The sequence below is a fragment of the Haloferax profundi genome, from assembly GCF_001469865.1.
Taxonomy (GTDB): Archaea; Halobacteriota; Halobacteria; order Halobacteriales; family Haloferacaceae; genus Haloferax; species Haloferax profundi.
This window is the reverse complement of sequence record NZ_LOPV01000181.1, coordinates 1-24,925: the sequence shown is the minus strand read 5'-3', so window position 1 is coordinate 24,925 and position 24,925 is coordinate 1. Positions and strand designations below refer to the sequence as shown.

At 62.7% G+C, this 24,925-nt stretch carries 26 protein-coding genes and 1 pseudogene; 14 read left to right on the top strand and 13 right to left on the bottom strand.

What is annotated here, in order from left to right; genetic code table 11:
• The first annotated feature begins 162 nt into the window (after positions 1 to 162).
• Positions 163 to 1,596 (top strand): Fe-S cluster assembly protein SufB, encoded by a 1,434-nt coding sequence (gene sufB, locus AUR66_RS09830; RefSeq protein WP_058572261.1) that lies wholly within the window; start codon positions 163 to 165, stop codon positions 1,594 to 1,596.
• Positions 1,597 to 1,653: 57 nt separating this feature from the next.
• Positions 1,654 to 2,136, top strand: coding sequence for a hypothetical protein (locus AUR66_RS09825; protein ID WP_058572260.1), 483 nt, complete (start codon positions 1,654 to 1,656; stop codon positions 2,134 to 2,136).
• Positions 2,137 to 2,172: 36 nt separating this feature from the next.
• Here AUR66_RS09825 and AUR66_RS09820 read toward each other — a convergent pair whose 3' ends face one another.
• From AUR66_RS09820 to thyA, 3 genes are read right to left on the bottom strand one after another with little or no spacing between them, the layout of a single operon-like run.
• Complete coding sequence (locus tag AUR66_RS09820; RefSeq protein ID WP_058572259.1) at positions 2,173 to 2,373, bottom strand: DUF4177 domain-containing protein; 201 nt, start codon at positions 2,371 to 2,373, stop codon at positions 2,173 to 2,175.
• Positions 2,370 to 2,942 (bottom strand): dihydrofolate reductase, encoded by a 573-nt coding sequence (locus AUR66_RS09815; protein ID WP_058572258.1) that lies wholly within the window; start codon positions 2,940 to 2,942, stop codon positions 2,370 to 2,372. The genes AUR66_RS09820 and AUR66_RS09815 overlap by 4 nt, the downstream gene beginning before the upstream one ends.
• Positions 2,939 to 3,937 carry a thymidylate synthase gene (thyA, locus tag AUR66_RS09810; RefSeq protein ID WP_058572257.1) on the bottom strand — a complete coding sequence of 333 codons (999 nt, stop codon included), beginning with the start codon at positions 3,935 to 3,937 and terminating at the stop codon, positions 2,939 to 2,941. The genes AUR66_RS09815 and thyA overlap by 4 nt, the downstream gene beginning before the upstream one ends.
• 154 nt (positions 3,938 to 4,091) lie before the next feature.
• On the opposite strand from thyA, the gene AUR66_RS09805 reads away from it, so the two are divergent.
• Positions 4,092 to 4,673, top strand: a complete 582-nt coding sequence (locus AUR66_RS09805; protein ID WP_058572256.1) for an MBL fold metallo-hydrolase — start codon at positions 4,092 to 4,094, stop codon at positions 4,671 to 4,673.
• A 47-nt stretch (positions 4,674 to 4,720) separates the two neighbouring features.
• Here the strand turns inward: AUR66_RS09805 and AUR66_RS09800 are convergent, their stop codons facing one another.
• Positions 4,721 to 5,014 (bottom strand): DUF5827 family protein, encoded by a 294-nt coding sequence (locus AUR66_RS09800; protein WP_058572255.1) that lies wholly within the window; start codon positions 5,012 to 5,014, stop codon positions 4,721 to 4,723.
• A 102-nt stretch (positions 5,015 to 5,116) separates the two neighbouring features.
• Between AUR66_RS09800 and AUR66_RS09795 the strand changes: the two genes are divergently transcribed.
• Entirely contained in the window at positions 5,117 to 5,533 is a 417-nt protein-coding gene (locus AUR66_RS09795) for a DUF7522 family protein (RefSeq protein WP_058572271.1), read from the top strand.
• Between the two features lie 96 nt (positions 5,534 to 5,629).
• On the opposite strand, the gene sod is transcribed toward AUR66_RS09795, so the two are convergent.
• The 3 genes from sod to AUR66_RS09780 all read right to left on the bottom strand — a co-directional run bounded on the left by sod (position 5,630) and on the right by AUR66_RS09780 (position 8,455).
• Positions 5,630 to 6,229 (bottom strand): superoxide dismutase, encoded by a 600-nt coding sequence (gene sod, locus AUR66_RS09790; RefSeq protein ID WP_058572254.1) that lies wholly within the window; start codon positions 6,227 to 6,229, stop codon positions 5,630 to 5,632.
• A gap of 136 nt (positions 6,230 to 6,365) precedes the next feature.
• Positions 6,366 to 6,971 (bottom strand): DJ-1/PfpI family protein, encoded by a 606-nt coding sequence (locus AUR66_RS09785; protein ID WP_058572253.1) that lies wholly within the window; start codon positions 6,969 to 6,971, stop codon positions 6,366 to 6,368.
• A 47-nt stretch (positions 6,972 to 7,018) separates the two neighbouring features.
• A complete protein-coding gene (locus tag AUR66_RS09780; protein WP_058572252.1) occupies positions 7,019 to 8,455 on the bottom strand; it encodes a cryptochrome/photolyase family protein in 1,437 nt (478 codons plus the stop codon).
• Positions 8,456 to 8,737: 282 nt separating this feature from the next.
• Between AUR66_RS09780 and AUR66_RS09775 the strand changes: the two genes are divergently transcribed.
• The gene (locus AUR66_RS09775; RefSeq protein WP_058572251.1) at positions 8,738 to 9,574 is read left to right on the top strand and encodes a hypothetical protein; all 837 of its coding nucleotides are present in this window, start codon (positions 8,738 to 8,740) and stop codon (positions 9,572 to 9,574) included.
• 159 nt (positions 9,575 to 9,733) lie between these two features.
• Here the strand turns inward: AUR66_RS09775 and AUR66_RS09770 are convergent, their stop codons facing one another.
• Together AUR66_RS09770 and folP are read right to left on the bottom strand one after the other, a co-directional pair.
• Positions 9,734 to 10,411: a 6-hydroxymethylpterin diphosphokinase MptE-like protein gene (locus AUR66_RS09770; RefSeq protein ID WP_058572250.1), complete on the bottom strand. Its 678-nt coding sequence runs from the start codon at positions 10,409 to 10,411 to the stop codon at positions 9,734 to 9,736.
• 243 nt (positions 10,412 to 10,654) lie between these two features.
• The gene (gene folP / locus AUR66_RS09765) at positions 10,655 to 11,794 is read right to left on the bottom strand and encodes a dihydropteroate synthase (RefSeq protein WP_058572249.1); all 1,140 of its coding nucleotides are present in this window, start codon (positions 11,792 to 11,794) and stop codon (positions 10,655 to 10,657) included.
• Between the two features lie 210 nt (positions 11,795 to 12,004).
• On the opposite strand from folP, the gene AUR66_RS09760 reads away from it, so the two are divergent.
• Genes AUR66_RS09760 through AUR66_RS09740 form a run of 5 tightly spaced genes read left to right on the top strand, consistent with a single transcriptional unit; the run spans position 12,005 to position 17,028 of the window.
• Positions 12,005 to 12,574, top strand: coding sequence for a response regulator (locus AUR66_RS09760; protein ID WP_058572248.1), 570 nt, complete (start codon positions 12,005 to 12,007; stop codon positions 12,572 to 12,574).
• Between the two features lie 23 nt (positions 12,575 to 12,597).
• On the top strand, positions 12,598 to 14,559 hold the full coding sequence (locus AUR66_RS09755; RefSeq protein WP_058572247.1) for a HAMP domain-containing sensor histidine kinase: 1,962 nt from the start codon (positions 12,598 to 12,600) through the stop codon (positions 14,557 to 14,559).
• 53 nt (positions 14,560 to 14,612) lie between these two features.
• Complete coding sequence (locus AUR66_RS09750; protein WP_058572246.1) at positions 14,613 to 15,611, top strand: PstS family phosphate ABC transporter substrate-binding protein; 999 nt, start codon at positions 14,613 to 14,615, stop codon at positions 15,609 to 15,611.
• A 44-nt stretch (positions 15,612 to 15,655) separates the two neighbouring features.
• On the top strand, positions 15,656 to 16,231 hold the full coding sequence (locus AUR66_RS09745) for a hypothetical protein (protein WP_058572245.1): 576 nt from the start codon (positions 15,656 to 15,658) through the stop codon (positions 16,229 to 16,231).
• The gene (locus AUR66_RS09740; protein WP_058572244.1) at positions 16,228 to 17,028 is read left to right on the top strand and encodes an RNA methyltransferase; all 801 of its coding nucleotides are present in this window, start codon (positions 16,228 to 16,230) and stop codon (positions 17,026 to 17,028) included. Before AUR66_RS09745 ends, AUR66_RS09740 begins: the two co-directional genes overlap by 4 nt.
• A 2-nt stretch (positions 17,029 to 17,030) precedes the next feature.
• On the opposite strand, the gene AUR66_RS09735 is transcribed toward AUR66_RS09740, so the two are convergent.
• Entirely contained in the window at positions 17,031 to 17,489 is a 459-nt protein-coding gene (locus AUR66_RS09735) for a MaoC family dehydratase (RefSeq protein WP_058572243.1), read from the bottom strand.
• A gap of 131 nt (positions 17,490 to 17,620) precedes the next feature.
• On the opposite strand from AUR66_RS09735, the gene AUR66_RS09730 reads away from it, so the two are divergent.
• Positions 17,621 to 18,541, top strand: coding sequence for a M48 family metallopeptidase (locus AUR66_RS09730; protein WP_058572242.1), 921 nt, complete (start codon positions 17,621 to 17,623; stop codon positions 18,539 to 18,541).
• A gap of 1 nt (position 18,542) precedes the next feature.
• Positions 18,543 to 19,070 carry a hypothetical protein gene (locus AUR66_RS09725; RefSeq protein ID WP_058572241.1) on the top strand — a complete coding sequence of 176 codons (528 nt, stop codon included), beginning with the start codon at positions 18,543 to 18,545 and terminating at the stop codon, positions 19,068 to 19,070.
• Positions 19,071 to 19,110: 40 nt separating this feature from the next.
• Here the strand turns inward: AUR66_RS09725 and gatE are convergent, their stop codons facing one another.
• From gatE to AUR66_RS09710, 3 genes are all read right to left on the bottom strand, one after another.
• Positions 19,111 to 20,979 (bottom strand): Glu-tRNA(Gln) amidotransferase subunit GatE, encoded by a 1,869-nt coding sequence (gene gatE, locus AUR66_RS09720; protein ID WP_058572240.1) that lies wholly within the window; start codon positions 20,977 to 20,979, stop codon positions 19,111 to 19,113.
• Positions 20,980 to 21,026: 47 nt separating this feature from the next.
• Positions 21,027 to 21,191 (bottom strand): HVO_2901 family zinc finger protein, encoded by a 165-nt coding sequence (locus AUR66_RS21895; protein WP_191965854.1) that lies wholly within the window; start codon positions 21,189 to 21,191, stop codon positions 21,027 to 21,029.
• Between the two features lie 237 nt (positions 21,192 to 21,428).
• The gene (locus AUR66_RS09710; protein WP_058572238.1) at positions 21,429 to 22,838 is read right to left on the bottom strand and encodes a class II fumarate hydratase; all 1,410 of its coding nucleotides are present in this window, start codon (positions 22,836 to 22,838) and stop codon (positions 21,429 to 21,431) included.
• Between the two features lie 245 nt (positions 22,839 to 23,083).
• Here AUR66_RS09710 and AUR66_RS09705 point away from each other — a divergent pair, with 245 nt between their 5' ends.
• Entirely contained in the window at positions 23,084 to 24,451 is a 1,368-nt protein-coding gene (locus AUR66_RS09705) for an ABC transporter substrate-binding protein (protein ID WP_058572237.1), read from the top strand.
• A gap of 24 nt (positions 24,452 to 24,475) precedes the next feature.
• Positions 24,476 to 24,925 (top strand): annotated as a pseudogene (locus AUR66_RS09700) (sugar ABC transporter permease); the annotation flags it as partial.

Here is a 24,925-nt window from a genome sequence, read left to right as displayed (position 1 = left end):
ATTGTCTGCGTCTCGTTCTAGAACGACGGTTTACTCGATAAAGCTGGTGTGCAGCACGGAGGGTTCGACGGTCGACGGTCGTCGTTCTCTTCGGCGGGACGTTCTGCCGCCGGAGACCCTGCAGGCATCCTCATATCCTCTGAGAACCCCTAGACTGGTGTTATGAGTACCCGTCAGGAGAAACACTTCGAGGAGGCGGACGTCCAGAACCGATTCGACTTCAAGAAGGAACAGAAGGCCGCATTCGTGGCCGAGAAAGGTCTCGACGAAGAGACCGTCCGGGTCATCTCCGAGGACAAAGGTGAACCGGAGTGGATGTTGGAGCGCCGCCTCCGGGCGCTTCGGATGTTCCAGCAGATGCCGATGCCGACTGGGTGGCCCGGCCAACCTGACCTCTCCGAAGTCGACGTGGACGTCATCGTGCCGTACATCCGTCCCGACGTAGAGGTCCGCGGTGGCGTCCGCGACTGGCGTGACCTACCGGAAGATATCCGCGACACCTTCGACAAACTGGGCATCCCGGAAGCCGAGAAGAACGCCCTCTCCGGCGTCGGCGCCCAGTACGAGTCGGAAATCGTCTACCAGAACATGCGTGAGGAGTGGGAGAAAGAGGGCGTCGTCTTCATGGACATGGACAAGGCCGTCCGCGAACACCCGGACCTGGTCGAGGAGTACTTCATGACGAAGTGCGTCCCGCCGAGTGACAACAAGTTCGCCGCACTCCACGGTGCCATCTGGTCCGGTGGGTCGTTCGTCTACGTTCCGGAGGGTGTCACCGTCGACATGCCGGTACAGGCGTACTTCCGCATGAACTCGGCCGGTATGGGGCAGTTCGAACACACGCTCATCGTCGCGGAGAAGAACTCCGAGGTCCACTACATCGAGGGCTGTTCGGCACCCAAGTACTCCGCGTTCAACCTCCACTCCGGATGTGTCGAGGTGTTCGTCAAGGAGGGGGCGCACGTGCAGTATTCGACCGTCCAGAACTGGTCGAAGAACACGTACAACCTCAACACGAAGCGTGCCATCGTCGGCAAGAACGGACGCATGGAGTGGATTTCGGGGTCGATGGGCTCGAAAGCCACCATGCTCTACCCGGCGACGATTCTCAACGGCCGTGGAGCCTCTGACAACCACATCACCATCGCCTTCGCCAGCGAGGGACAGAACATCGACACCGGCGCGAAAGTCTACCACAACGCCCCCGAGACGAAGTCGACCATCGTCTCGAAGTCTATCTCACGCGGCGGTGGCCGCACCAACTACCGCGGCCTCGTCCGCATCGCACACGGCGCGACTGACTCTTCGTGTTCCGTGGAGTGCGACGCGCTGATGTTCGACAACGCGTCCACTTCGGACACGATGCCACACATCGAGATTCACGAGAACAAAGTCGACGTGGCGCACGAGGCGACGGTCGGAAAGATTGGCGACGAAGACGTGTTCTACCTCCAGTCACGCGGACTCGGCGACGACGAAGCCAAGCAACTCATCGTGTCGGGGTTCATCGAACCAATCACGAAGGAACTCCCCATCGAGTACGCAGTCGAACTCAACCGACTCGTCGAACTCGAGATGGAGGGCAGTCTCGGATAGTCGGTCGGTACCACACCTCACTTCTCTCTTATTCTCTCGTGAACCGTCTGTTCTGGTATGTCCTCGTATTCAGCAACTGCTCTCGTCGCCGTCTTCGTCGTGGGCGTCGTCCTCGGCGGGGCGGCAGTCGCGCTCGTCACACCGACCGAGATGGCCGCGTCTCCCACGTCGTCGATTTCGTCCGGAACCGGATGTCTCGCGGCAGACGAAACTGCACCCTCGTCGTGGGTCGGACGAACTCCCGCCGGCGAACAGACGACGTTCGTCTTCAATCGCACCTTCACGCACGAGACGCCGAGCGTGAGAATCGACGGGACCATCGAGAACCCAGAAGAGGGCGTGTACATCTACCGAGTGACTGCGACACCCGACGAGGACGAAAAGCCGCCGTCCGACGACTGCACGCCACGGACGACGATGGACGCAGTCGTCTCGGTTCCGAGCGACTACGAGTCGTTCACGGTGAGGTTCAACGGTGAGGAGATGGTCACGCTGCAAAACGAGCATTCAGCGCCACTGTTCCGGACGCTCGAAGGGTGACTCACACCTCGATTCGAGAGGTGACTGGAGTTCCGATTATTTTCGTTGTCGTTTGAATACCAGCGCCGTCTGTCCACTTCCCGCGCCGGCACCGCGCGAGTCCGAAATCGTATCGACGAGTTCCCACCCGTCGCCGCCGAGAGAGTTGAGTGCGTCTTCCATCGGGCCAGTGTCGCCGCTGAAGAGGCCACCATCGCTCGTTCTGACGATTTTGTACTCCCACCGAGTGTCTGTCACGCCGCGTCCTCCGAATGAGTCGTCTCGTCACGGCGTTCGTAGACGACGAACGCGAACCCATCTCTGCTGTCTCGCTCTCGTTCGACCCACTCGTCTGAGTCCCACTCGGGGAATCGGGTGTCGCCCTCGTACGCCTCGTCGAGTTCGGTGAGGACCATCCCCGACGCCCGGTCTACGAACTGCTCGTAGACCGTCGCCCCGCCGACGACGTACACCGTTTCGACGCCCATGTCGGCGGCGGCAACTTGGCTGGCGGCGACCGCTTCGTCTATCGACGCGACTGTCTCTGCGCCGTCGGGAAGGTCGATATCGCGACTCGTGAGGACGACGCTGTGCCGGCCCGGAAGCGGACCGTCGAGGTGTCGCGCGATGCTCTCGTACGTCTTTCGACCCATCACGACGGGGTGGCCCATCGTCGTCTCCTTGAAGTGCGCGAGGTCCTCCGGCAGGTGCCACGGCATCTCGCCGTCGCGGCCGATGACGAGATTGTCGGCGACGGCGGCGACGAGGACGAATCGGACCGCGTTGCCTTCGTCGGAGACGTCCCTGTCGACTGCTCGGTCGCTCATTCGGCCACCGCGAAGCGAATCCCGTCGGCGGGGTCGTAGTCGCGGAGGACGATGTCGTCGAAGGTGAGGTCCGAGAGCGGAACGTCCGCCACGTCGAGTGTCGGGCGCGCACGCGGTTCGCGGGAGGCCTGCAAGAGTAAGCCGGGAACGTGGTCGTAGTCTCCCTCGCCGTCGGCCTCTTCTGGGGCCGTTTCGAGAAGCCATTCGCGTACGTCGAGGTACTCTTCTCGCGTCTCTACGCCCGCGAGGCGAGACTGGAGTTCGTCGAGGTTCTCGCCGTACCATTCGCCGCGCTCGCCGGTTCCGCAGTAGACGTGGGCGTCGACGATGGTGTGAGCGAACTTCCCGAGTTCGAACCCGGCCTGCTGGGCGACGACCTGTGCGAGGATGGCGTAGGCCGCGAGGTTGAACGGGACGCCGAGTGCGATGTCACCGGAGCGCTGCGTCAAGTGGAGGTTGAGTTCGTCGCCCTGCACGTTGAAGACGAAGGTGTAGTGACACGGCGGGAGCGTCGAGACGGCGGCGTTCGCGGGGTGCCACGCGTTGATGACCATCCGCCGGGAGTTCGGGTTCTCGTCGAGTGTGTCGAGGACGTACGCGAGTTGGTCGAACGTGCCTTCGTCGTTCATCCAGCGCTGGTCGTCGTCGGGCCACGCCTCGCCCGGAAGTCCCTCCTCGGGGACGGGATAGCGTCGCCAGAAGCGACCGTAGGCCGTGTCGAGGTGCCCTTCGTCGTCGGCCCACGCGTTCCAGATACCCGTCTCTTCGCGGAGGTTCTTGATGTGTTCCTCGCCGGAGAGGTACCACAGGAGTTCGTGGATGAGCGAGTTCCAGCGGAACCCAGAGAGGTCCTTCGTCGTGAGGAGCGGAAAGCCCTCCTGCAGGTCGACTTCGTAGTGCTTCGAAAAGCCGGAGATGGTGTCTACACCCGTTCGATTGGGCTTGTACGTGCCGGTGCCGAGAACGTCCGTGACGAGGTCGAGGTATTGGCGCATGTGGGGGCCCCAGAGTTATCTCGTGGTCCACATTGGTACCACGTAAAGTAGCCGATTCCGTTCTAGATTGCCGCTGACTGCGTACTCAGGGCTCACAACTGGCGACGCTCCACGCCCCACAACACGAAAGACCCCACTCGCCGTACGATGTGCCATGATTCGCAATCTCGCGCAGGGAATTCGGACGTTCACGAGTAACGTCTTTCTCGTCGATGGGGACACCACCGCACTCGTCGACGCCGGGGCGAACTTCGACATCGTCCCGAAGGTTCGGGAGTTCACAGACGATATCGACGCCGTCTACCTCACGCACACGCACCCGGACCACGTCGGGAACGTCGATGCCATCCGCGAGGCGTTCGACGTACAGACGTGGGGCTACGACGCCGGCAACCTCGCCGTCGACAACCGCATCGAAGACGGCGAACGCATCCAAATCGGCGACGACGTGTACCAGGCAATCCACACGCCGGGACACAAAGACGACCACCTCTGTTTCTTCTCTCGCGGGTCTGGAGTCTGCTTCGCCGGCGACCTGATTTTCGCCAACGGCGGGTTCGGCCGTACTGACCTCCCGGAAGGTGACCGTGAGGTACTCATCGAGAGCATCGACCGTCTCCGCGAGGCGACCGGCGACGACGTGACCGAGATACACACGGGTCACGGGCCGAGCATCGTCACGCGACCACAGGACGACATCGAATTGGCGGCACGGGCCGCACGAGTGAATCGCTGAGTGGGTCGTGTGACAGCGGTCACTCAGTGCCAGTGCAGGTCGGTCGGCTATTCTTCTTCGTCTTCGTCAGGGATGGCGTCCGGGTGGAGACCGTAGTACCCCGGTTCGTCGCTCCGAGGGTCGTTGATGACGAAGTCTTCCTGGTTGACGATAATCCACGGAATCGTCCACTCGATGAGGCGGTCTTCGGTGTCTTCACTGAGTTCCGTCGTCGGGTCGAGGCCCTGCAGCATCCGGGCAATCTCGGGGACGGTGTACATGTAGTCGGCGTGGAGAACGTCGGCTGGTTCGTACAGGAGGTACCCATAGAGGGTATCGAACTCGTCTTTCGGTTTGGGCATACACACCGTTTCTCCGCCGACTGGCAAAACCCCGACGACCCAGCGGTGGCGGCCGCCTTTGTCATGCCAATGCTTATCACTAGTGAGTGGGACACCAGAGCGATGAGCGATGCTACTTCACGCCTCGTCGAAATCTTCCAGTCGTTCGGCGGGGACGCACTACGGGACCTCTGGGTCTTCGACCGAGGAGGATACGAGCATCTCTACCTCAGAGACGACGTCGCCGACGCGATAGACTCGGTCGACGTGTCTCGATTAGTCGACAACGAGCGGTTCGGTTACGTGACCAGAGACACCTACGAGGCACTCTACTACGCCGACTACGGCTACACCGTCCGCGGGTTCGACACGTTCGAGCAGTTTCGGACGTTCGTCGGCGACAAACCCGTCGGAGTCTTTGCGGGATTCGACCGCGAGTCGGGCGGCCGAGACTTCGCCACGCTGAACGACCGTCTACAGGAAATCGACGCAGAATTCGACGTCTCGTCGCTCGTCACCGTCGAGACGCCACTCGACTGAGTCGGATTGTCACGCCGTCGTCTTGGACGCTGTTCTGTTCGATAACGCCGCCGCTCACGGGAGCAGTCGCCAAAAGAAATGTCGGGATGTGCGGGTCTACTCGAAGAGTTCGACGGCCTGCTCGTAGCGGGCCGATGGCTCTTCCCAGTCGACGACCTCGAAGAACGCGCTGATGAAGTCACCGCGGGCCGGGCCGTAGTCGTGGTAGTAGGAGTGTTCCCAGACGTCGAGCGCGAGGATGGGGTGACTGCCCCAGAGCGCACCCTGGTCGTGCTTGTCGACCACGACGTTGCGAAGCTGGTTCGAGAACGAGTCGTAGACGAGGAGTGCCCAGCCACCGGCAGCACTGCCTGCGGCTTCGAATTCGCCCTTCCAGGCTTCGTAGGAACCGAAGTCTTCGGCGATGCGGTCTGCGAGCGCACCTTCTGGCTCGTCACCGCCTTCCGGCGACATGTTCTGCCAGAAGAGGTCGTGCAGGATGTGACCGGAGCCGTTGTGCGTGACGTTGCGCAGTGCACCGGCGGACGAACCGAACTCGCCAGCTTCGCGGTTCTCGGCCAGCGTCTCTTCGGCCGCGTTCCATCCGTTTACGTAGCCCTGGTGGTGGGTGTCGTGGTGCCACGTCAGGACTTGTTCGGAGATGTGCGGTTCGAGCGCGTCGTAATCGTACGGAAGCGGGTCGAGTTCGTAGCTCATTATGTAAACCTCCGTATTGAGGGTGGGACGGAATCCTGTTAAAAGTTGAGGAGAGGTATGCTAGCAAAGAACACGAGTCTTCGGCCCGGAGTCGGGCGATTTCGACGACTTAGATTGCCGCAAAATCCCCGACGTGTCAGCCTTCGAACGGGGTGTCTCGTCGTTCGTATTCGATTTCCGTGGCCACCCGGTCTGCGACGGCGGTTCCGAACTCACGTTCGACGACGTGTAACGAGAGGTCGAGACCCGAGGTGACGCCACCGGCAGTGAGTACGTCACCATCGTCGACGACGCGAGCGGAGACGACATCGGCGTCAGTCTCGCGTAAGTCGTCCAGCGCACTCCCGTGGGTGACGGCAGGTCTGCCGCCGAGGATGCCTGCCCGCGACAAGAGCATCCCACCCGTACAGACGCCAGCGACCGTCACCCCGGCGTCGTGGAGCGTCGCTATCGCGTCGGGAACGTCGCCCTTCTTTGCTTCTGCCCACGCGCTCTGTTCGGCGCGAGAGTTCCACCCACCGCCGGGGACGACGAGGAGGTCAGGGCGGTCAACCTCCGGGTCGAGGACGCCATCGACGCCGACGCGCATCCCGTGGCTCGCAGTCACGAACTCACGGTCGTCGAGCGTGACGAGTTCGGCGCGACAGTCTGCGCCGAACGCGCCGGCGTTCTGGAACACTTCGAAGGGTGCGACGGCGTCGAGTTCGTCGAATCCGTCGTACAGGAGGATGGCGACGTGCATGAGTGGCCTCTCGCAGGCCGGAGAGATAGCGTTTCGCTCTGTGTCAGTCAGTCGTCACCGCGCGCTGCCTCGAACATCGCCAGCGCCATCTCCCGACGTTCCGAGTGGTCGACGATTGGTGCCGGGTAGTCGGGTGCGACACGCTCTCGCTCCATGTCGCTCATCTCGTGCCAGTCGTGGATGGTGTTCGCCGTCACACCCTCCAACTCAGGGACGTGCTGCTTGATGTACTCGGCGTCCGGGTCGTAGCGCTCACCTTGCGTCATCGGGTTGAAGATGCGGAAGTACGGTTGGGCGTCAGTCCCCGTCGAAGCGGCCCACTGCCACCCGCCGTTGTCGTTCGCCGTGTCGTGGTCCGAGAGGTACTCGCGGAAGTGGGCGTAGCCGTGTCGCCAATCGCACAACAGGTCCTTCGTCAGGAACGAGGCGACGATCATGCGGACGCGGTTGTGCATGTACGCCTCCTGTTTCAGTTGGCGCATCCCGGCGTCGACGATTGGATACCCAGTTCGGCCCTCCTTCCACGCCGCGAGTTCGTCGGGGTCGTCGCGCCACTCGATGTCGTGTTCGTACTCTTTGTAGTTCTCCGTGACGACGTGTGGATTGAACCGGAGGACGTGGGCGTAGAACTCGCGCCACGCGAGTTGCGACTGGAACGATTCGACAGACTCGTCTCGCTCGCCACCCACGCCTTCGCGGGCCTCGGCAGTCGCGGCGTACACCTCTCTGATACCGATGGTCCCGAACTTGAGGTCCGTCGAGAGTCTCGACGTCGCGTCACGAGTGGGATAGTCACGGTCCTCGTCGTAGCGATAGATGGCGTCCTCACAGAAGGTGGTGAGTCGCTCTCGTGCTGCCTCGGTTCCCGCCGAGACGACGTCTGCTGCTGGCTCCTCGAACCCGAGGGTCGAGAGTGACGGAAGGTCACCGACAGTGACCTCCGGTATCGCCTCGGCGACTGATTCGAGCGTCGCTGCGTCCACGAGTGAATTGGCATCGGGAGTCGGGTACGGGTCTGGCTTTTCGCGGTCTCGCCACTTCTTCCAGAAGTAGGTGTACACGGAGTAGGGGTCGCCTGCGTTCGTCGTAATCGACCCCGGTTGGTGGAAGATAGCGTCGTGGACCGACTCCCGAGCGACGCCGGCGTCGTCGAGTGCCAGCCGAACCTCGGCGTCGCGTTCTCGGGCCAGCCCCGAGTAATCCTCGTTCCAGACGACACGGTCGGCACCGAGTTCCGCCGCAATCGAAGGGAGGAGCGTCCTCGGGTCACCTCGTCCGACGAGGAGGTCACTTTCGAGCGACTGGTACGACGCCCGGAGTTGCTCGAGAGCATCGAGCATGTATCGAACACGAGGGGGCCCCGCGTGTTCGAGAACCTCGTCGTCGAACACGAAGACAGGGATGGCGGGCGCGTCCTCGGTGGCCGTCGTCAGTCCACGGTTGTCGGCCACACGGAGGTCACGTCGATGCCAGAACACGTCCATACCCGCGCCTCAGGACGCGACGGACGTTAATGTAGCGGCAGAAACACGCTTAGTTGGTGGAAAACGTCGAAAAATGTCTGCCTACTCCTGAAACACGCGCGAACAGCCACGTTCAGCTCGAAAATCCGGGTTTTCTCAGTGTGATAATGACACGCATGGGTCACTGATAGTCCGTGGTAATGTGATGTTATTAACCGACTTCAGATAAGTCCACACGTTTACATTCTTGCTATCTGATGTACCCTGTCCATACCTATACGACCTGAGGACCTTGTATGCTCTATGTCTGGGCGCCGAATCTCTCTCGTCCCCGAGATGAAACAGCCGCTACTGCGGAGTCCAATCGGCATTCCACTCGTCTTCCTGACAGTTATGTGTGGAACGCTCGGGTGGCTCGTGTGGTCACCGTACGGGATGGTCCTCGGAGTGCTCCCTCCAGCAGTCGTGTTCGGATTCGCTGCAATCGAACTCAGAGGGACGACCCTCCCGAAACTCCCGCCAGCGAAAACAGCAGTCGCATCGCCGTCCCCACCGCTCGCCCTCGGCGGGCGAGTCGACCTCGTCTCCGACCTGTACGAAGCGGGTGTCCTCACGGACGACGAATCCAACAGACTCGCGCTCTCGAAGGAGTTCGCCAGCGACTGGCGTCGCCAAATGATGGCGATGGACGGCCGAGACCACGACCAGACTGCGCTCGCAGAACTCCTCGGCGTCGACGACTCCCGCGTCGAGATGGGGTGGGACAAAGATGGCCTGTTTGCCCGACTCGACAGTGACGCAATCGGGCGCTGGATGTCGCGGGCCGCCTTCGTCGCCGACTTGACCGCAGTCGTGACGTTCCGTCGCCACTACCCGGACTGGTGGCAACTCACGACTGCGGACCGAAATCGCGTCCTCGGTGCGCTTCGGTTGAGCCTCCACACGTGCCCGACCTGCGATGGTGCAGTCGAGATAGACACCGAACGGGTCGACGAGGACGCCGACAGACGGAAACGTCACGTCACGGCCGCCTGCCGCGGGTGCAACGCCGAACTCTTCGACGCAGTCGTCGAAGAAGAACAGGCCGACGTGTCCAGTACCGACACGGAGGCAGGGACGCCCCCCCGCAGTACCCGCTGAGTAGGTGGCGAGAGACCACGAGACGGTGCCCAACACTTCTGCGTCTCTCGCGTCGCACTCGTGTCCTCGAAGCGACAGCTACTGATTCGTTAGCGACGTCTTCTTCCGTGTTAGTTCGGACCTATTCGTGCAACGTGACCCTGTGAGACGACAGGTCTGTCACGGAAGTGGTTCGATATCGTCTCGTCGACCATCGAGAATCGAGAACTCCTCGTTCCGACGACGTTCGAGCCACGCTAACAGGCGCTCAGCCCACGCCAGTTTCTGTGCTTTCATCTCGTCTACTGTGGGGTCGTCGAAATCCCACCCCGCGAAGACGAGTCGCTCTGCGCCGAGTTCGTCTGCGATGAACGCTGCTCTATCACCGTCGGTGAATCCGCCCCAGTTGACGACGGGGCCGACGGGTGCCGCTTGCGTGGTTCCGAGGACGTGTTCGTCTGCGAACTGGGGTACCCACTCACGGATTGCAGGGACGTTGTCACCGTGTGCCGCCGCGGCGACGGGTGTCCCCGACTCGGTCAACGAGACTGCCGTCTCCGGGTTCTTGTCGAGGTCGGTGACCATCAAGTCGAGGTCGTAGCCAGCGTCGAGGACGACGTCTGCGGCAGTCGAAGCGGCGACGATAACGTCGGCGTCGTCCACGCGAGCGAGTTCGTCGCCGAGCGTCGGGGCCGCACCACAGATTGCGACAGTCTTGTTCTCCCACGCGAGACGCGAGCGGTCGAAGGGAGTGACGAGCGAAGCGAGGGTGTCACGAGCAGTCTCGTCACCGGCCCGGCCGAACCCGAAACTGTCGAGAATCTGTACGTAGACGGGTTCCCACTCGGTAAATCGCATTGTTGATACTCAGAGTGCTGCGGCTCAGCGTGTAACTGTATGGGCCGGAATGGCACTCGTGTACCCCTACCCGCGTGCCCTTCCGGCGTCCACAGGACCGTTTTAGAGTCGGATGGTATAAGTTTTCTCTTAGTCGAACGGTCAGTGTCTGCCGAACGTCAGACGATTTGGCGGGTCAGGCCACCTGAGACTCGTGGTTCGAGTCGGTCGAAGCGCCACTCTCTCACTCGATTTCGTGTGTGTTCACCGAACTGCCTGCGCGATTGTCTCGACTGCCGCTTCGAGTGCGTCGGAACTGCCTCCCACGACGTCAGGAACCCGGCGCAGTGCGGTGGGCGTCCCGACGAGGAGCGCACCGGTTTCGCCTCCTGCGAAGACGGCACCAGCGTCGGCAGCAGCAGTAGCGAGCGTCTCTCGGTCGGATTCGGCGAGGCCTTCGAGTTCGAAGACGCGGGTGACGCTCTCGGCGGCGACGTCTCTCGGTGCACCGATTCGGTCGAGGTGCCGCGCTGCGTCGCCCGGCGTCGTCACGTCGAGTTCTTCGACCGACACGTCACCGGGTTCCCGGACGCGACGGCGTTTGAACTCGTGGCCGATGAGCGCTGCATCGCGTGTCTCTCTAACGTCGTGAGTTCGGATGACGTGTGCGCCACGTTCGACGGCCATCGACGTGGCGGCCAGACTCACGGGGAGTGCGTCTTCTGTCGACCGGCCGGCGACGTCGCGGAGGAAGTTCTTCCGGTTGATGGAGACGAGGATGGGATAGCCGTATCCGCGGAACTCGCGGAGGCGGTGGAACGTCTCCCGGTCGTGTTCGAGCGTCTTCGCTTCGGACCACCCACCGAACGCCGGGTCGACGATGGTCTTGTCGGTAAAGCCGTTCAGTTCGAGGGCGTCGTAGATGTCGTCTACCTCCTCGATGGCACCGGGTCGGGTGAGGTCTGGTGGACTCGCCATCTTTGCGACGGCGGCGTCGAACTCCTCGCACACCTCGGGCATCTTTGGGTCGGCGAACCCGCAGATGTCGTTCACCATGTCGAATCCGTTGGCGAGGGCTGCCTCGGCGACTTCGTGATAGCGCGTCTCGATAGAGAAGACGGCGTCGCCAGAGACGTGGTCGAGCACCGACAGTGCGGTGTCGAGACGGTCGAGTTCGTCCTCAGCCGAGAGCACGTCGAGTCGTTTGTTGGCCGATTCGAGCCCGATATCGACGATGTCAGCCCCCTCGTCGATGAGTTCGCGGTCGACGTACTCGGCCGCCTCACTCGGGTCGTTGAACACGCTCGGCTTGTACGGCGACTCCTTGGAGACGTTCAGCACACCCATGATTCGCGGTGGGTGGTCGTCGCCGATTTCGAGTCCTGCCGCATCGACGGTTCGCATACCCGTCGGTTGGACCACACGAACATATGCAGACCGGTCGCGGAACTGGCCGGGGGTATCTCTCACGACAGGTGCCGGCGTGACCATGGCGATAGGTGCCCATTACCTTCACCAGGGAGGGCTATTGAGGCCTCATAGCAACCACTTAATGTCCACTCAGAGTCTCTGTATCTAAGGTAGTGACCCGCCGCGGGCACTCGGACCTTCCCCATGTCAAGCGACGCCCCTCCGACGATACTCGCCGTGGACGACGAGCCTTCGTTGACGGCGCTGTACGAGGCGTGGTTATCGGACCGTGGCGACGTGTTGACCGCGACAGACGGGACCGACGCACTCGAACTCGCCGAAGACGAATCGGTCGACGCCGTCATGCTCGACCGACACATGCCCGGAATGACGGGCGACGAGGTTCTCGACGAACTCCGTGACCGTGGCCACGAGTGTCCCGTGGTCATGGTGACCGGCGTCGACCCCGACGTCGATATCGTCGCCATGCCGTTCGACGAGTACCTCGTCAAACCGGTCGGTCGAGACGAGGTGCGAACCACCGTCGACACGGTACTCTCTCGCCGGACCTACGACGAACACGTCCGCGAGTTCTTCGCCCTCGCACGGAAGAAGGCCGTCTTGGAGTCGACGTGTACCGACGGTACACTCACGGCGTCAGACGAGTACCACGAGTTGACCGTCGAGTTCGATGCGGCCCGTGAACGCGCGAACACCGCCCGTGACGACGTACTGGAAGATGGATTCGAGGAGCTAGCACTGCACCACGGATGAGCCCTCTCTGTGAGACCTGAGTCGTGAACTCCTCACTTCTTCCGCGGTTCGTCAGACGAAGCTACGCGGCCAAGTTCGCACTCGTCCTCGGCCTCGTGACGCTCGTCATCGCCCTCGTCGGCGGGTACTCGTACCTCCACGCCAACGAAGTCGTCGGCGACGAGACGCGCGACGACCTGGTGACGAACGCCGAGATTCAAGCGCAAAACCTCGACGAGTGGCTGACCCGGATGGAAGTTCAGATGCGCTCACTCTCGGAGTCTGCGGCCTTTCAGTCCGGCGACGAACGCGACGTGAACCTCTATCTCTGGTCGGTGGTCGAACGCGACCACGATATCGACGCCGCGTACTACATCGACACGAAGAACGAGACGGTCATCACGAGTACCGGAAGCGCCAGTGTCGCCTCTGCCGAGTCGGTCACGAAGTACTACGGCCGACAGGAGTTCACTGCGCTCGCACAGCAAGCACACGGCGACATCGTCGTCTCAGAACCGTTCAGACCGACTGACGACGCTGCCCCGGTCATCCTCTTTGCGACGACTGTTCCCGACGAACCGAATCGAGCAGTCATCGCCGTCTCGAACCTCAGGGACGTCTCTGAGACACACCTCCACGACATCGACGACGGCCGATTCGTCGTCGTGGACACAGAGGGGACTGTCGTCCTCGCGGAAGACGAGTCGAACCTCCTCTCGACCGATTCGGTCGCTGTCGACCGATACGGCAACAAGTCCGGCTTCGTCTCCGGTCTCACGCTCCGTGGGTCGTCGACCGAACTCGGATACGCGAAACTCGAAGCACACGATTGGACCGTCTCCGCCCGTGTCCCGTCCCAGGAAGCGTACGCGCTCCGGACGGACATCCTCACCCAGATTCTCGTCACACTCCTCGTCGTCGGCCTCGGCACCGGGGTCCTCGCAGTGACAATCGGGCGCGACACCACAGAAGCGGTCCAAACACTCAGCTCGAAGGCCGCGGCGCTTCGCGACGGCAACCTCAACGTCTCGATAGACCGGACACGCGAAGACGAGTTCGGCGACATCTACGAGGCGTTCGACGTGATGCGGTCGTCGCTTCGTGCCCAGATTCGGGAGGCAGAACAGGCCCGCGAAGCAGCAGAGGCAGCGAGACAGGAAGCGTGGGCCGAAAAAGAGGCGTCAGAACGTCGCCGTCGCCACCTCGAACAGACTGCGGCAGTCTACGGCGAGGTGATGCGAGCGTGCGCAGACGGCGACCTGACGCAGCGTATCGACCCCGACGAGGAGAGCGAGGCGATGCGAGAGGTTGCACAGTCGTTCAACGAGATGATGGACGACGTGCAGACACGAAACGAGCAACTGGAGACGGTCTCACACGTCCTCTCACACGACCTTCGGAGTCCGTTGAACGTCGCAGTGGGCCGCGCCGAACTGCTCGCGGAGGAGGCCGACAACTGCCACGTCGACCCACTCGTCACGTCACTCGACCGAATCGACGCCATCATCGACGACGCAATCGTCCTCGCACTCCAGCGACGTGTCGAAGACACACTTCCGGTCGCGCTGTTCGACGCGGCAGAACGCGCGTGGTCGCACGTCGACACAGGAGACGCGACGCTCTCGCTCGTCGACCAGTTCCGGTTCGTGGCCGACCCTGACCTCGCGGCTCACGTGTTCGAGAACCTCTTTCGGAACGCGGTGGACCACGGTGGAGACGACGTCACAGTCCGTGTGGGGGCGCTCCCAGACGGCAGTGGGTTCTACGTCGAAGACGATGGTCCTGGCATTCCACAGACGGAGCGAACCGTCGTGTTCGAACCGGGACACACGACGAACCGGGCCGGTGGCGGGACAGGGTTCGGGCTTCCAATCGTCAAACAGGTCGCCGACGTCCACGAGTGGACGGTTGCTATCGAGACAGCGACGACGGGCGGTGCCCGCTTCGAAATCACGGACGTCACGACGGACGCCTCCGACACGGGAGATGCGACATCTCTCGTGTGAGCTATATACTTCACTTAGTAGCATACATCATATCCGATACGAAACCACAGGCCGTGACTAGTGATGGGCCCGTGGAGACGACGAGTCGTCGGTCAGTGCTCGAAGCGACTGGTGTGGTGGGGTCCGTCGCACTCGCGGGGTGCCTCGGCGGCGCGACGACAGGACAGTCCCGGACGACAGAGACGACGACAGGGCAGGACGACGAACTGGAGGGGAGAATCACAATCGCCGGGAGCAGTACCGTCTATCCGCTGACGCTCGCCGTCGGAAACGCGTTCATGGACGACCATCCAGACGTGACCGTCTCCGTCACTTCCACGGGGACTGGCGGCGGGTTCGCAGACTACTTCTGCGAAGGTCGAACCGTCGTCAACGACGCGAGTCGCGAAATCGCCGCGGACGAAGTCGCCGCCTGTGACTCCGCCGGTGTCGACCCGGTCGAGTTCACCGTCGCGACAGACGCGATAACCGTCGCAGTCAACCCGAGTGCCGACTGGGTGGACTGTCTCTCCCTCGGTGAACTCGCTGCCATCTGGGGCACAGACGGTGTGACGAAGTGGAACGACCTTCGCCCAGAGTGGCCCAACGCACCCATCGAACTCTACGGGCCGACACCCGCCTCCGGAACGTTCGACTACTTCGCCGACGCCGCCCTCTCGGGAATCCCCCCGCGGACCGACCACGAGATGACCGAACAGGACAACGTCATCGCAAAGCACGTCAGCGACTCCAAGTACGCGATTGGCTACTTCGGCCTCGCGTACTACCTCCAGAACCGCGATGCGGTCCGCGCCGTCCCAATCGACGATGGTGACGGCTGTGTCTCCCCGTCACGGGAGAACGCGAAGACGAACGCGTACGCCGCCCTCTCGCGGCCACTGTACATCTACGTCGCCCGTGAGTCGTTGTCACGCCCGGAAGTCGCCGCGTTCACGGAGTACTACCTCGAACAGTCCACGTCTGTGCCCGCAGACGTAGGGTACGTGCCGGTTACAGAGCAAACGGCGACGGACAACCTCGACGAACTCGCACGCCACGTCTCGAACGCCTGACCGGCATCACGTCATTTTTATCCGCCGCTCGGTTACCTCAGGCCATGGCGAAGGTCAGCGTTGGACTCCGAGGGTGGCGATTCGAGGAGTCCGAGATATTCACCGAGGAGGGCGAGTTCAAACCACTCGACGACATCCCCGAGGACGCCCGCGAACGCCTCGTCCGCCTCGTCACACTCGTCGAAGAACCGTGCGACGCGTGCTACCTCACACACGGCGACGAGAACGTCGAGCAGTGCCGACAGGCGAGAATCGTCTACGGGGAACCCGGTGAAGAGGTGCTCCTGTGCGACCAGCACGAACCGGACTTCCTCTACTGGTTCCGTGAGGAGGACGGCCGTGACCTCGTCGGCGACGCCGTCTTCGCAGACGCCTTCCACGAGTGGTTCGCAGACGGTGGCCACGCACCCGACGGATACGCCGGGTTGGAGTACGTCGACACCGACCCCGACGGCCTGCCGTCGCCACCAGACGCCGCAGAGATTCAGGCACGACTGGTCGAAGGGTTCGAAGGAGAGCGTATCAACCTTCGAGACTACGGCCCCGACGACGATTCCACACCGCTCACCGAAGACGACTTAGACGACGTCGACCTGGGCACGGACTACCCGACCAAATGAGCGACGAGCGCGATTCGACCCTCGACGACGAGAACGCACCCAGTGGGAGCGCGGACCACGAGTTCGTCGTCGTCGTCGTCGAACCCGAGACGCCGGGGAACGTCGGCACTATCGCCCGGGCGATGAAGAACTTCGGTATCTACGACCTCCGCCTCGTCAACCCGCCGCCACTCGACCCGGACGGTGAAGCGTACGGATTCGCCGGCCACGCCCGCGAAGACGTCCTCCCGAACGCGACTGAGACGACGTTAGAAGAGGTCGTCGAAGAGTTCTACACTGTCGGCACGACGGCCGTCTCGCACGAAGATTCGACGCGGCACGTCCGGTATCCCTTCAAGACACCCGTCGAACTCGCCGACTCGCTGGAGACGGTGAAGACCAAGACGGCACTCGTCTTCGGCCGGGAAGGGACTGGTCTCGACAACGAAGAGATTGCCATGTTGGACGAGGTGTGCTGTATCCCCGCTGACGGCCGATATCCCGTCCTCAACCTCGGGCAGGCGGCGACCATCCTCATGTACGAACTGCGCCGGTTCACCGTCAGTGAGACGCAACTCCCCGACGTGGAGCGCGAACGCGCCTCCGAGACCGAGATAGACGTCGTCTACCGGTTCTTCGACGACTTACTCGACGCTATCGACTACCGAGAGCACAAGCGGGCGAAAACGTCACAGATGATGCGCCGTCTCATCGGCCGGGCGCACCCGACAGAACGCGAGGCAGCGACGCTCACGGGCGTCCTTCGACGCGCCGCAGAGCGCGCACGGAACCCCGACCGTTTCCGCGACGACGACTGACGTTACTCCTCGCCACTTCGCCGCGCGAACATCACGAGGCCGACGAACGAACAGACCGTCTCTACCTCTCCGGACTCACGTTCTGCGTATGTCGTCGTCTTGATTTCGGCGAGTCCACGGCCCTCGCTTTCGGCCGTCTTGTCCACGACTTCGTTTTCGATACGGAGCGTGTCACCGGGGTAGACCGGTTTCCACCAGCGAAGTTCGTCTACACCTTTCGCGCCGAGTGCCATCGCGTCGCCGAGGAACCCATCGACGTTCATGCGCATCGTCATCGCCGTCGTGTGCCATCCACTCGCGATGACGCCGCCGTACATCGACTCTGCTTCCGCCCGTTCGGGGTCGGTGTGGAACCACTGTGGGTCGTACTGCTCGGCGAACTCCAGAATCTCAGATTCGGTGACTGCGTAGTCGCCGTACTCGTAGATGTCGCCGACCGAGAGGTCTTCGAAGAATCGCATGGCACTCGCTTCGACCGGGGGTATCGAGAAAGTAGCGGTGTGTGCCGACGTAACACGCCCGATAACTGTTTGGAACACGCCACCCTACCAGTACGTGAATGGTCCTGCCCCCGCGTCGCTCACGACTGCCGATGGTACTCATCGGCCTCGTCGTGCTCGCGTTCTACCTCCTCCTCAGTGCCCTCAGCGCCTTGGCGGTGGTGACGCTCTGGCGACTGCGCCCGGACCCAGTGACGACTGCCGTCGTGGGCGTGAGCGTCGCCGTCCTCCTCGGATACGTGAGTTTCCGCTTCGGAACCGTCCAACTCCTCGGCCAACTCGACGCGCGTGACCTGTCGCCTGCGGAATCGCCCGCAATCCATCGAGTCCTCGGCCGACTGGCCGACGAGATGGGCATCGACCCACCAGACCTGAAACTGGCGCGTTTTTCGGCCCCGAACGCGATGGCGCTCGACCCACTGGGACGCGACGTAATCGTCCTCGACACCGCGCTCTTCCGACTGCTCGACGTGGACGAGTTCGAGGCATTACTCGCACACGAACTCGCCCACCTCGAACGAAAAGACGGTCTCACGCAGTCGCTCGTCGCGAGCATCGGCCAGACGTTCGTCGGCATCGGCTACCTCTTCGTCTCGCCGGTGACGTTCCTGATGACGGGTGTCGCCCTCGGGACGGCGTGGATTCGAGGGCGGCCGAGGGAGTGGCACGAGACGATTCCGGGGCGGATTCGCCTCGGACTCGAGACGTTCGTCGGCGTCTTCGGATTCGGATTCACCGTCTTCATCCGTTCGCAGTCGCGAAAACGGGAGTTCGCCGCCGACGCGCGCGCCGCGGCAGTGACGGGAAACCCGCTTGCCCTCGCGTCGGCACTCAGGAAGTTAGAACGGGCGGCACAACCCCGCTGGGGACTGTCACCACTGTGGGTCTACGGCGAAGTCGAGATGGAAGACCCTCTCTCGGAGTTGCTCTCGACGCACCCATCGACGGACGAACGTGTAGAACGTCTCGCCGCGATTGCCGAGCAGTCGGCGACGCGAATCGAGGTGCAATGAGGTGCCGGGGACACCCGACCCGGTTCTCGGCAGTGGGGTTCTGACGCACGTCGTCGCGTCGTTCGTCGGCCTCACTCTCGTTGCCGTCGTCTACACCTCTCGCAAGCGAATCGCTCGAAGTCGACTGGTCCCAGCGACCATCGGCGTCGTCTACGCCGCCGCGACGCTCGCCGTCTGGGTCGCTGCCAGAGTCGTGACCGACGCGTTCCCGTCGGGATTCGTCGAAGACCCGCTTGCGGCGACTGGATTCCTCGCGTTCTCGTTCCTCGTCCTCACCGGGTTCGTCGTGGCCACCGCTCGATTGTACGCCCGCCGCGGCCTCGTCGTGCCACTCGTCGGCCTCTTCGGTGTCACAGAACTCGTCTGGTGGGCGTTCCTCCACGTCCGCGGCGAGACGGATGCGCTGGGGATGTTCATTCTCTTTGGGCCGGCGTTGATGGCTCTCGTCCTCCTCGCCGGCGGTGTCGAGTACGTCGGCCGACGCGGATGGAAGCGACTCACTCGCGGTGGCGAGCGCTCAGTGACCTGAGAAAATAGCGAGAAAGACCGCAGGGAACCGCAGTTCCGCTTCAGGCCCGCTTTTGAATCTCTTCGCGGAGCACGTCACTCACGACGCCGCCGTCTGCCTTGCCGCGGAGTGCGCCCATCGCTTCGCCCATGAGGGCAGAGAACGCGCCCATGCCCTGTTCTTCGACCTGTTCGGCGTTGCGCTCGACGACTTCCGCGATAGCCTCGCGGACTTCGTCGTCGGAGACGCCCGAGAGGCCAGCCTCTTCGACTGCTTCCTCGGCCGTGAGGGCGGGGTTCTCGGCGATGGTCGAGAGCACGTCGTTGACGCCCTCCTTCGCGAGGTCACCGTCTTCGACGAGGTGCATGACGGCGAGGAGGTGGTCGTCAGAGAGGTTCTCGACGGTGACGTCGTCGCGGCGGAGTTCTGTGAGCGTCGATTCGAGGAGGCCCGCAGCGAACGTCGCGTCGATGCCCTCGTCGACGGCCTGTTCGAAGAGGGGCATCTTGCGGCCGTAGGCGACCTGTTCGGCGAGGCCAGCGTCGAGGCCGAACTCGTCTTGATAGCGCTCTTCCTTCTCGGTGAGGAGTTCGGGCGTCTCGACGTCGCTCGGGTCGAGGTCCACGGGGAGCACGTCTGTCTCGGGGTACATCCGGGCCGCGCCAGGAAGTGGGCGGAGGTACCGCGTCGTGCCGTCGTCGTTGGCACCGCGCGTCTCTTCGGGGACTTCCTCGATGGCGACTTCCGCGCGTTCGGCGACGGCGTCGATAGCGAGGTCAGCAGTCTCCGGGTCGTCGGCGACGATGGCGACGGCGTCCTCGGGACCGGCATCGACTGCCTCGCGGAGTGCCTCGACTTCGGCTTCGGTGACGCCGTAGGCCGGGAGTTCGTCGGTGTGGAAGATACCGCCCGCGCCGTGGCGTTTGGCGTGGTCGGAGAACTCGGTTCCGAGGCGGCGGTCGGGTTGGAGTTCGCGGCCCACGAGGCCATCGAATCCAGCGAGACGAACGCCCATGACTTTTCCACCGGAGTCGAGTGCGCCACGGATGACGCCCGAGTCGGAGTCGGCGAACACGTCGGTCACGTCGGTCACGTCGCCGACGGACGCGTCTCTGGACTGGAGTTCGTCACGAATCTCGACGAGTTCGGCCTGCCGACCGACCTCGAAGCGGACGATTTCGTCGATTTGGTCGAGCGCCTGCACACCTTTGATTTCGACGCGCGCGCCGTCCTCGATGGAGACGTTCACGTCCTGGCGGATGGTGCCGAGGCCGCGTTTGACCTTCCCAGTCGAGCGCAGGAGCATCCCGATAGTCTGGGCCGCCTCGCGCGCCTGCTCGGGCGAAGAGATGTCCGGTCCCGTGCCGATTTCGACCAGCGGGATGCCGAGTCGGTCGAGGCTGAAGAGGACGTCGTCGCCGCGTTCTTCGACGCGTTGTGCGGACTCCTCTTCGAGCATGAGGTCCACGATAGAGACGGGACCGTCGCTCGTCTGAATCTCGCCTTCTTGGGCGATGAGCGTCGTCCGCTGGAAGCCGGACGTGTTCGACCCGTCGATGACGAGTTTGCGCATCACGTGCGCCTGGTCGACGACGTTCATGTCGAGGAGCGACGCGATTTGCATCACGACGGTTCGTGCCTCTTGGTCGAGGCTGTGCGGCGGTTCGTCGTCTTCTTCGACCAGACAGGTCGTGTCGTAGGCGAGGTACTCGAACTCGCGTTCGACGCGACTCTCTTCGAGGGCGGCGTCGTCGAGTTCGCCCAGTTCGCTCTTCGTCGGGTGCAGGAAGCGCGTGAACGTCCGTGCGGCGTCGTCAGGTTCCCGGAGTTCCGTGGGACACCCACAGAACAGTTTCGTCGCGGTGTCGAGTTGTTGGTGAATCTCGAGTCCCGCGACGAGACCGAGGTCCTCGTAGTCGTACTCGCTCATTGGTACCCCTTCCGTTCGGGGGGAGTAAAAAAGGATTCAGTCTGCCGTCAGAGTCTGCGGAGACCTTCGCCGATGCCTTCGACCTGTTCACACTCGGGACAGACGTACGTCCACCCATCGTTCGTCGCTCGTCCCTCCGGGAATACGGCCCCACAACCTCGACACTCCAACATGTCTCGCCCGCGGGCCCGCTGCTCTTGCAGTCCGGCCATACTGGTATAATCGTCCAAATCAAGCTTCAAAATACCGATTTTCGAGATTTCGTGAGAGTTCATGCCCTGGTCACGACTGACACGGAGGTGCCGGGTGGTGATTGCTACCGAACGACGAGTAAATACAACGATTCAGCGGCCTAAACAAGCGAAAACCAGTCTCGGAACTGACACAGGCCGGGCGCGCCGCTCCAGGCGCAAAACTATCAAAAAAGTTGATTTTCTGTCGCGAGGTGCTCAGTCGTCGCCGAGGATACCGCGGTGGGTCATCTTCTCGGGGTCGAGAACCTCGTCTGCTTCTTCTTCGGTGAGGTAGCCTTCGTCGACGGCGACCTGACGGACCGTCTTACCGTCTGCGAGGGCCTTCTTGGCGACTTTCGACGCCTTGTCGTAGCCGATTGCCGGGTTGAGCGCCGTCGCGAGCGCCATCGACTGTTCGACCTGTTCGGCGCAGTGGTCTTCGTTGGCTTCGAGTTTGGCGACGAAGCGCTCGGCGAACACTTCGGAGGAGTTCGAGAGGAGTTTCGCCGATTCGAGGAAGTTGTGCGCGAGGACGGGCTTGTAGAGGTTGAGGTCGATTTGGCCTTCGGCGGCGCCCGCGGCGACGGCGGCGTCGTTGCCGACGACTTGCTTGTGGACCTGGTTGACTGCCTCGGCGACGACAGGGTTGATTTTGCCGGGCATGATGGACGACCCGGGCTGGTTCTCGGGTTGTTCGAGTTCGCCGAGACCGTTACGCGGGCCGGAGGCGAGCAGGCGAAGGTCGTTCGCAATCTTGTTGAGCGACCCGGCGACGGTGCGGAGTGCGCCGTGCGCCTCGGCCATCGCGTCGTGGGCGGCCTGCGCCTCGAAGTGGTCGTCGGCCTCACGGAAGTCGACGCCCGTTTCTTCGCTCATGTACTCGGCCGCCTTCGCGGGGAACTCGGGGTGGGTGTTGAGACCCGTCCCGACGGCGGTGCCGCCGAGGGCGAGTTCGCCGAGGTGTTCGCGGACGTTCTCGACGCGGCGGATGCCCTTTTCGACCTGCGTTCGGTAGCCACCGAACTCCTGTCCGAGACGCACGGGCGTGGCGTCTTGCAGGTGGGTCCGACCGGTCTTGACGACGCCGTCGAACTCGTCTTCTTTGTCACCGAGTGCCTCGGCGAGCGTCTCCAGTGCGGGAAGGAGGTCCTTCTCGACTGCTTCGAGCGCGGAGACGTGCATCGCCGTCGGGATGACGTCGTTCGAGGACTGCCCGAAGTTGACGTGGTCGTTCGGGTGGACGACGCGGTCACCGATGCCTTCGCCCATGAGTTCGGCGGCGCGGTTGGCGATGACCTCGTTCGCGTTCATGTTCGACGAGGTGCCGGACCCGGTCTGGAAGACGTCGACGGGGAACTGGTCGTCGAGTTCACCGGCGATGACTTCGTCTGCTGCCTCGACGATGGCCTCGGCCACGTCGTCGTCTATCATGCCGAGGTCACGGTTGGCCTGTGCCGCCGCCTTCTTGACTACGCCGAGGGCGCGGACGAAGCGCCGCCCAAACGTGATGCCAGAGATGGGGAAGTTCTCGACCGCTCGCTGGGTCTGTGCGCCCCAGTAAGCGTCCGCAGGAACCTGCATCTCTCCGAGACTGTCCCGCTCGATTCGATAATCATCGTCTCCCATGATTTGGGCGTCGTCGTGGCGTGAGGTAAAATCCATTGGTCCACGCCAGTTTGCGAGACTCTCCGGGGATATTCATCCATGTTCGAATAATTATTTATCTCCGCTGTATCGTCACGACATCTATCGGTTTCGAGGACTAAGCCGGCCGAAGTGTAAAGATTTACTCGAATACGAATTACCAAGTTAAAAAGATTTAAGTCAATCGTGTAAAATCGTTTGCGTAGAACTGTCACGGTTCAACAATTATGAGCAATACACCAAACCCTGACGACGTCTCTCGACGCACGTATCTCAAGCTTGCTGGTGGTGCAGGTACCGCGACACTTCTCGCCGGTTGTACGGGCGGGAGTGGCGGCGAATCGACCGACGAAGCGGACAGTGGGTCCAGTGACTCGGAGACCACCGAGTCATCCGGTGGCGACGACTCGGGGTCGGAGTACGACACGCTCGAAGTACAGCACTGGTGGACCGGTGGCGACGGTGGTGCCGCCATCCAAGCACTCTTCGAGGGATTCAAAGAGGAGTATCCGGACATCGAACTCTCGGAGAACCCGGTCGCCGGGGGTGCCGGACAGAACCTTCAGGCGGTCATCAAGAAACGCGTCCTCAACAACGACCCGCCGAGTTCGTGGCAGGCGTGGCCAGGCGCGAACCTCACGCCGTACACCGACGCCGACAAACTCCAGGACATCGAGGAGTCGGTCTGGAGCAAGAACGACATGAAGGACGCCTACCTCGACGGGCCCAAGCAGGCGGCCCAACCGGCAGGCACCTTCGTCTCCGTCCCGCTGAACATCCACCGTCTGAACAACCTCTTCTACAACGTGGAAGTCGTCGAAGACGCGGGTGTCGACCCGACGAGCATCGACTCGCCGAGCGCACTCGTCGACGCGATGGCGAAAGTCGAAGAGGCAGGCTACGTCGGCATGGCCCAGCAGACGAAGTCCGCGTGGTCCACCGGCCAACTCTGGGCGCAAGTGCTCCTCGGTGAGTACGGCCCGGACGTGTACGCCGACGTCACCGCCGGCAACGTCGAGGCCAACGCAGACGCCGTGAAAGGCGCACTGGACATCGTGAAACAGTACGCCGAGTACTACCCGAACGACGCTGGGTCCATCTCGTGGCAGGACGCCAACTCGAAGATTATCGAGGGCAAGGCCGCGTTCTTCCACCAGGGCGACTGGGCCGCCGGGATGTACCGCGGTCAGGACGGGTTCGAGTACGAGACGCACTGGAATCAGGTCCCGTTCCCCGGCACGGACGGCATCTACGCGCTCAACATGGACTCGTTCCCGATGCCGACGAACAATCCGTCACCCGAGGCGACCAAGAAGTTCCTCCAGTACGTCGGGTCTGTCGACGCACAGGAGCGGTTCAACCCGAAGAAGGGGTCTATCCCACCGCGGACTGACGTGCCGAAAGACGCCTTCGGACCGTTCCTCCAGAACCAGATGGACGACTTCGCGAACTCCGAGGCGCAACCGCTGTCGATTCAGCACGGCCTCGCCGTCGCACCCGATGCACTCACTGGATTCGGTGACGCGATGTCTTCGTTCATCTCCGGATACGACGTCGAGGCGGCCTACGCCGACGTGAAAGCGGCGTTCGAGTAGGGACCCTCACCACATCTTTCGATAATGTCATTACACGTACTCAAGCGACTCCTAGGCCGTGAGCAGGGCGACGACGGCCACGGGGTGCGGACCGACGGTGGGACGACCACCAGCGGCGGGGCGACGCCCGACGGTGGATTCGACCTCGGGTCTGCCCTCTCGTCACTCCGCGACAGCGATGCCGTTCGCTCCGCGCCGTTTTGGCTCCCTCCGTTCCTGTTGATGGGCTTTTTCGTCTACGGAGCAATCGGCTGGAACGTCATCATCTCGTTTACCGACTTCGCGGGACTCTCACTTCCGACGTACGACCCTGCGGCGTTCGACCTGGAGATGTACCGACGGGCCTTCTCGGACGAACAGTTCTGGCTCGCGACGCGGAACACGTTCGTGCTTCTCGTGTCGTTCACGGCGCTTTCACTCGCCGGTGGCCTGGGACTCGCCATCCTCGTGGACCGCGGCATCCGTTTCGAGAAC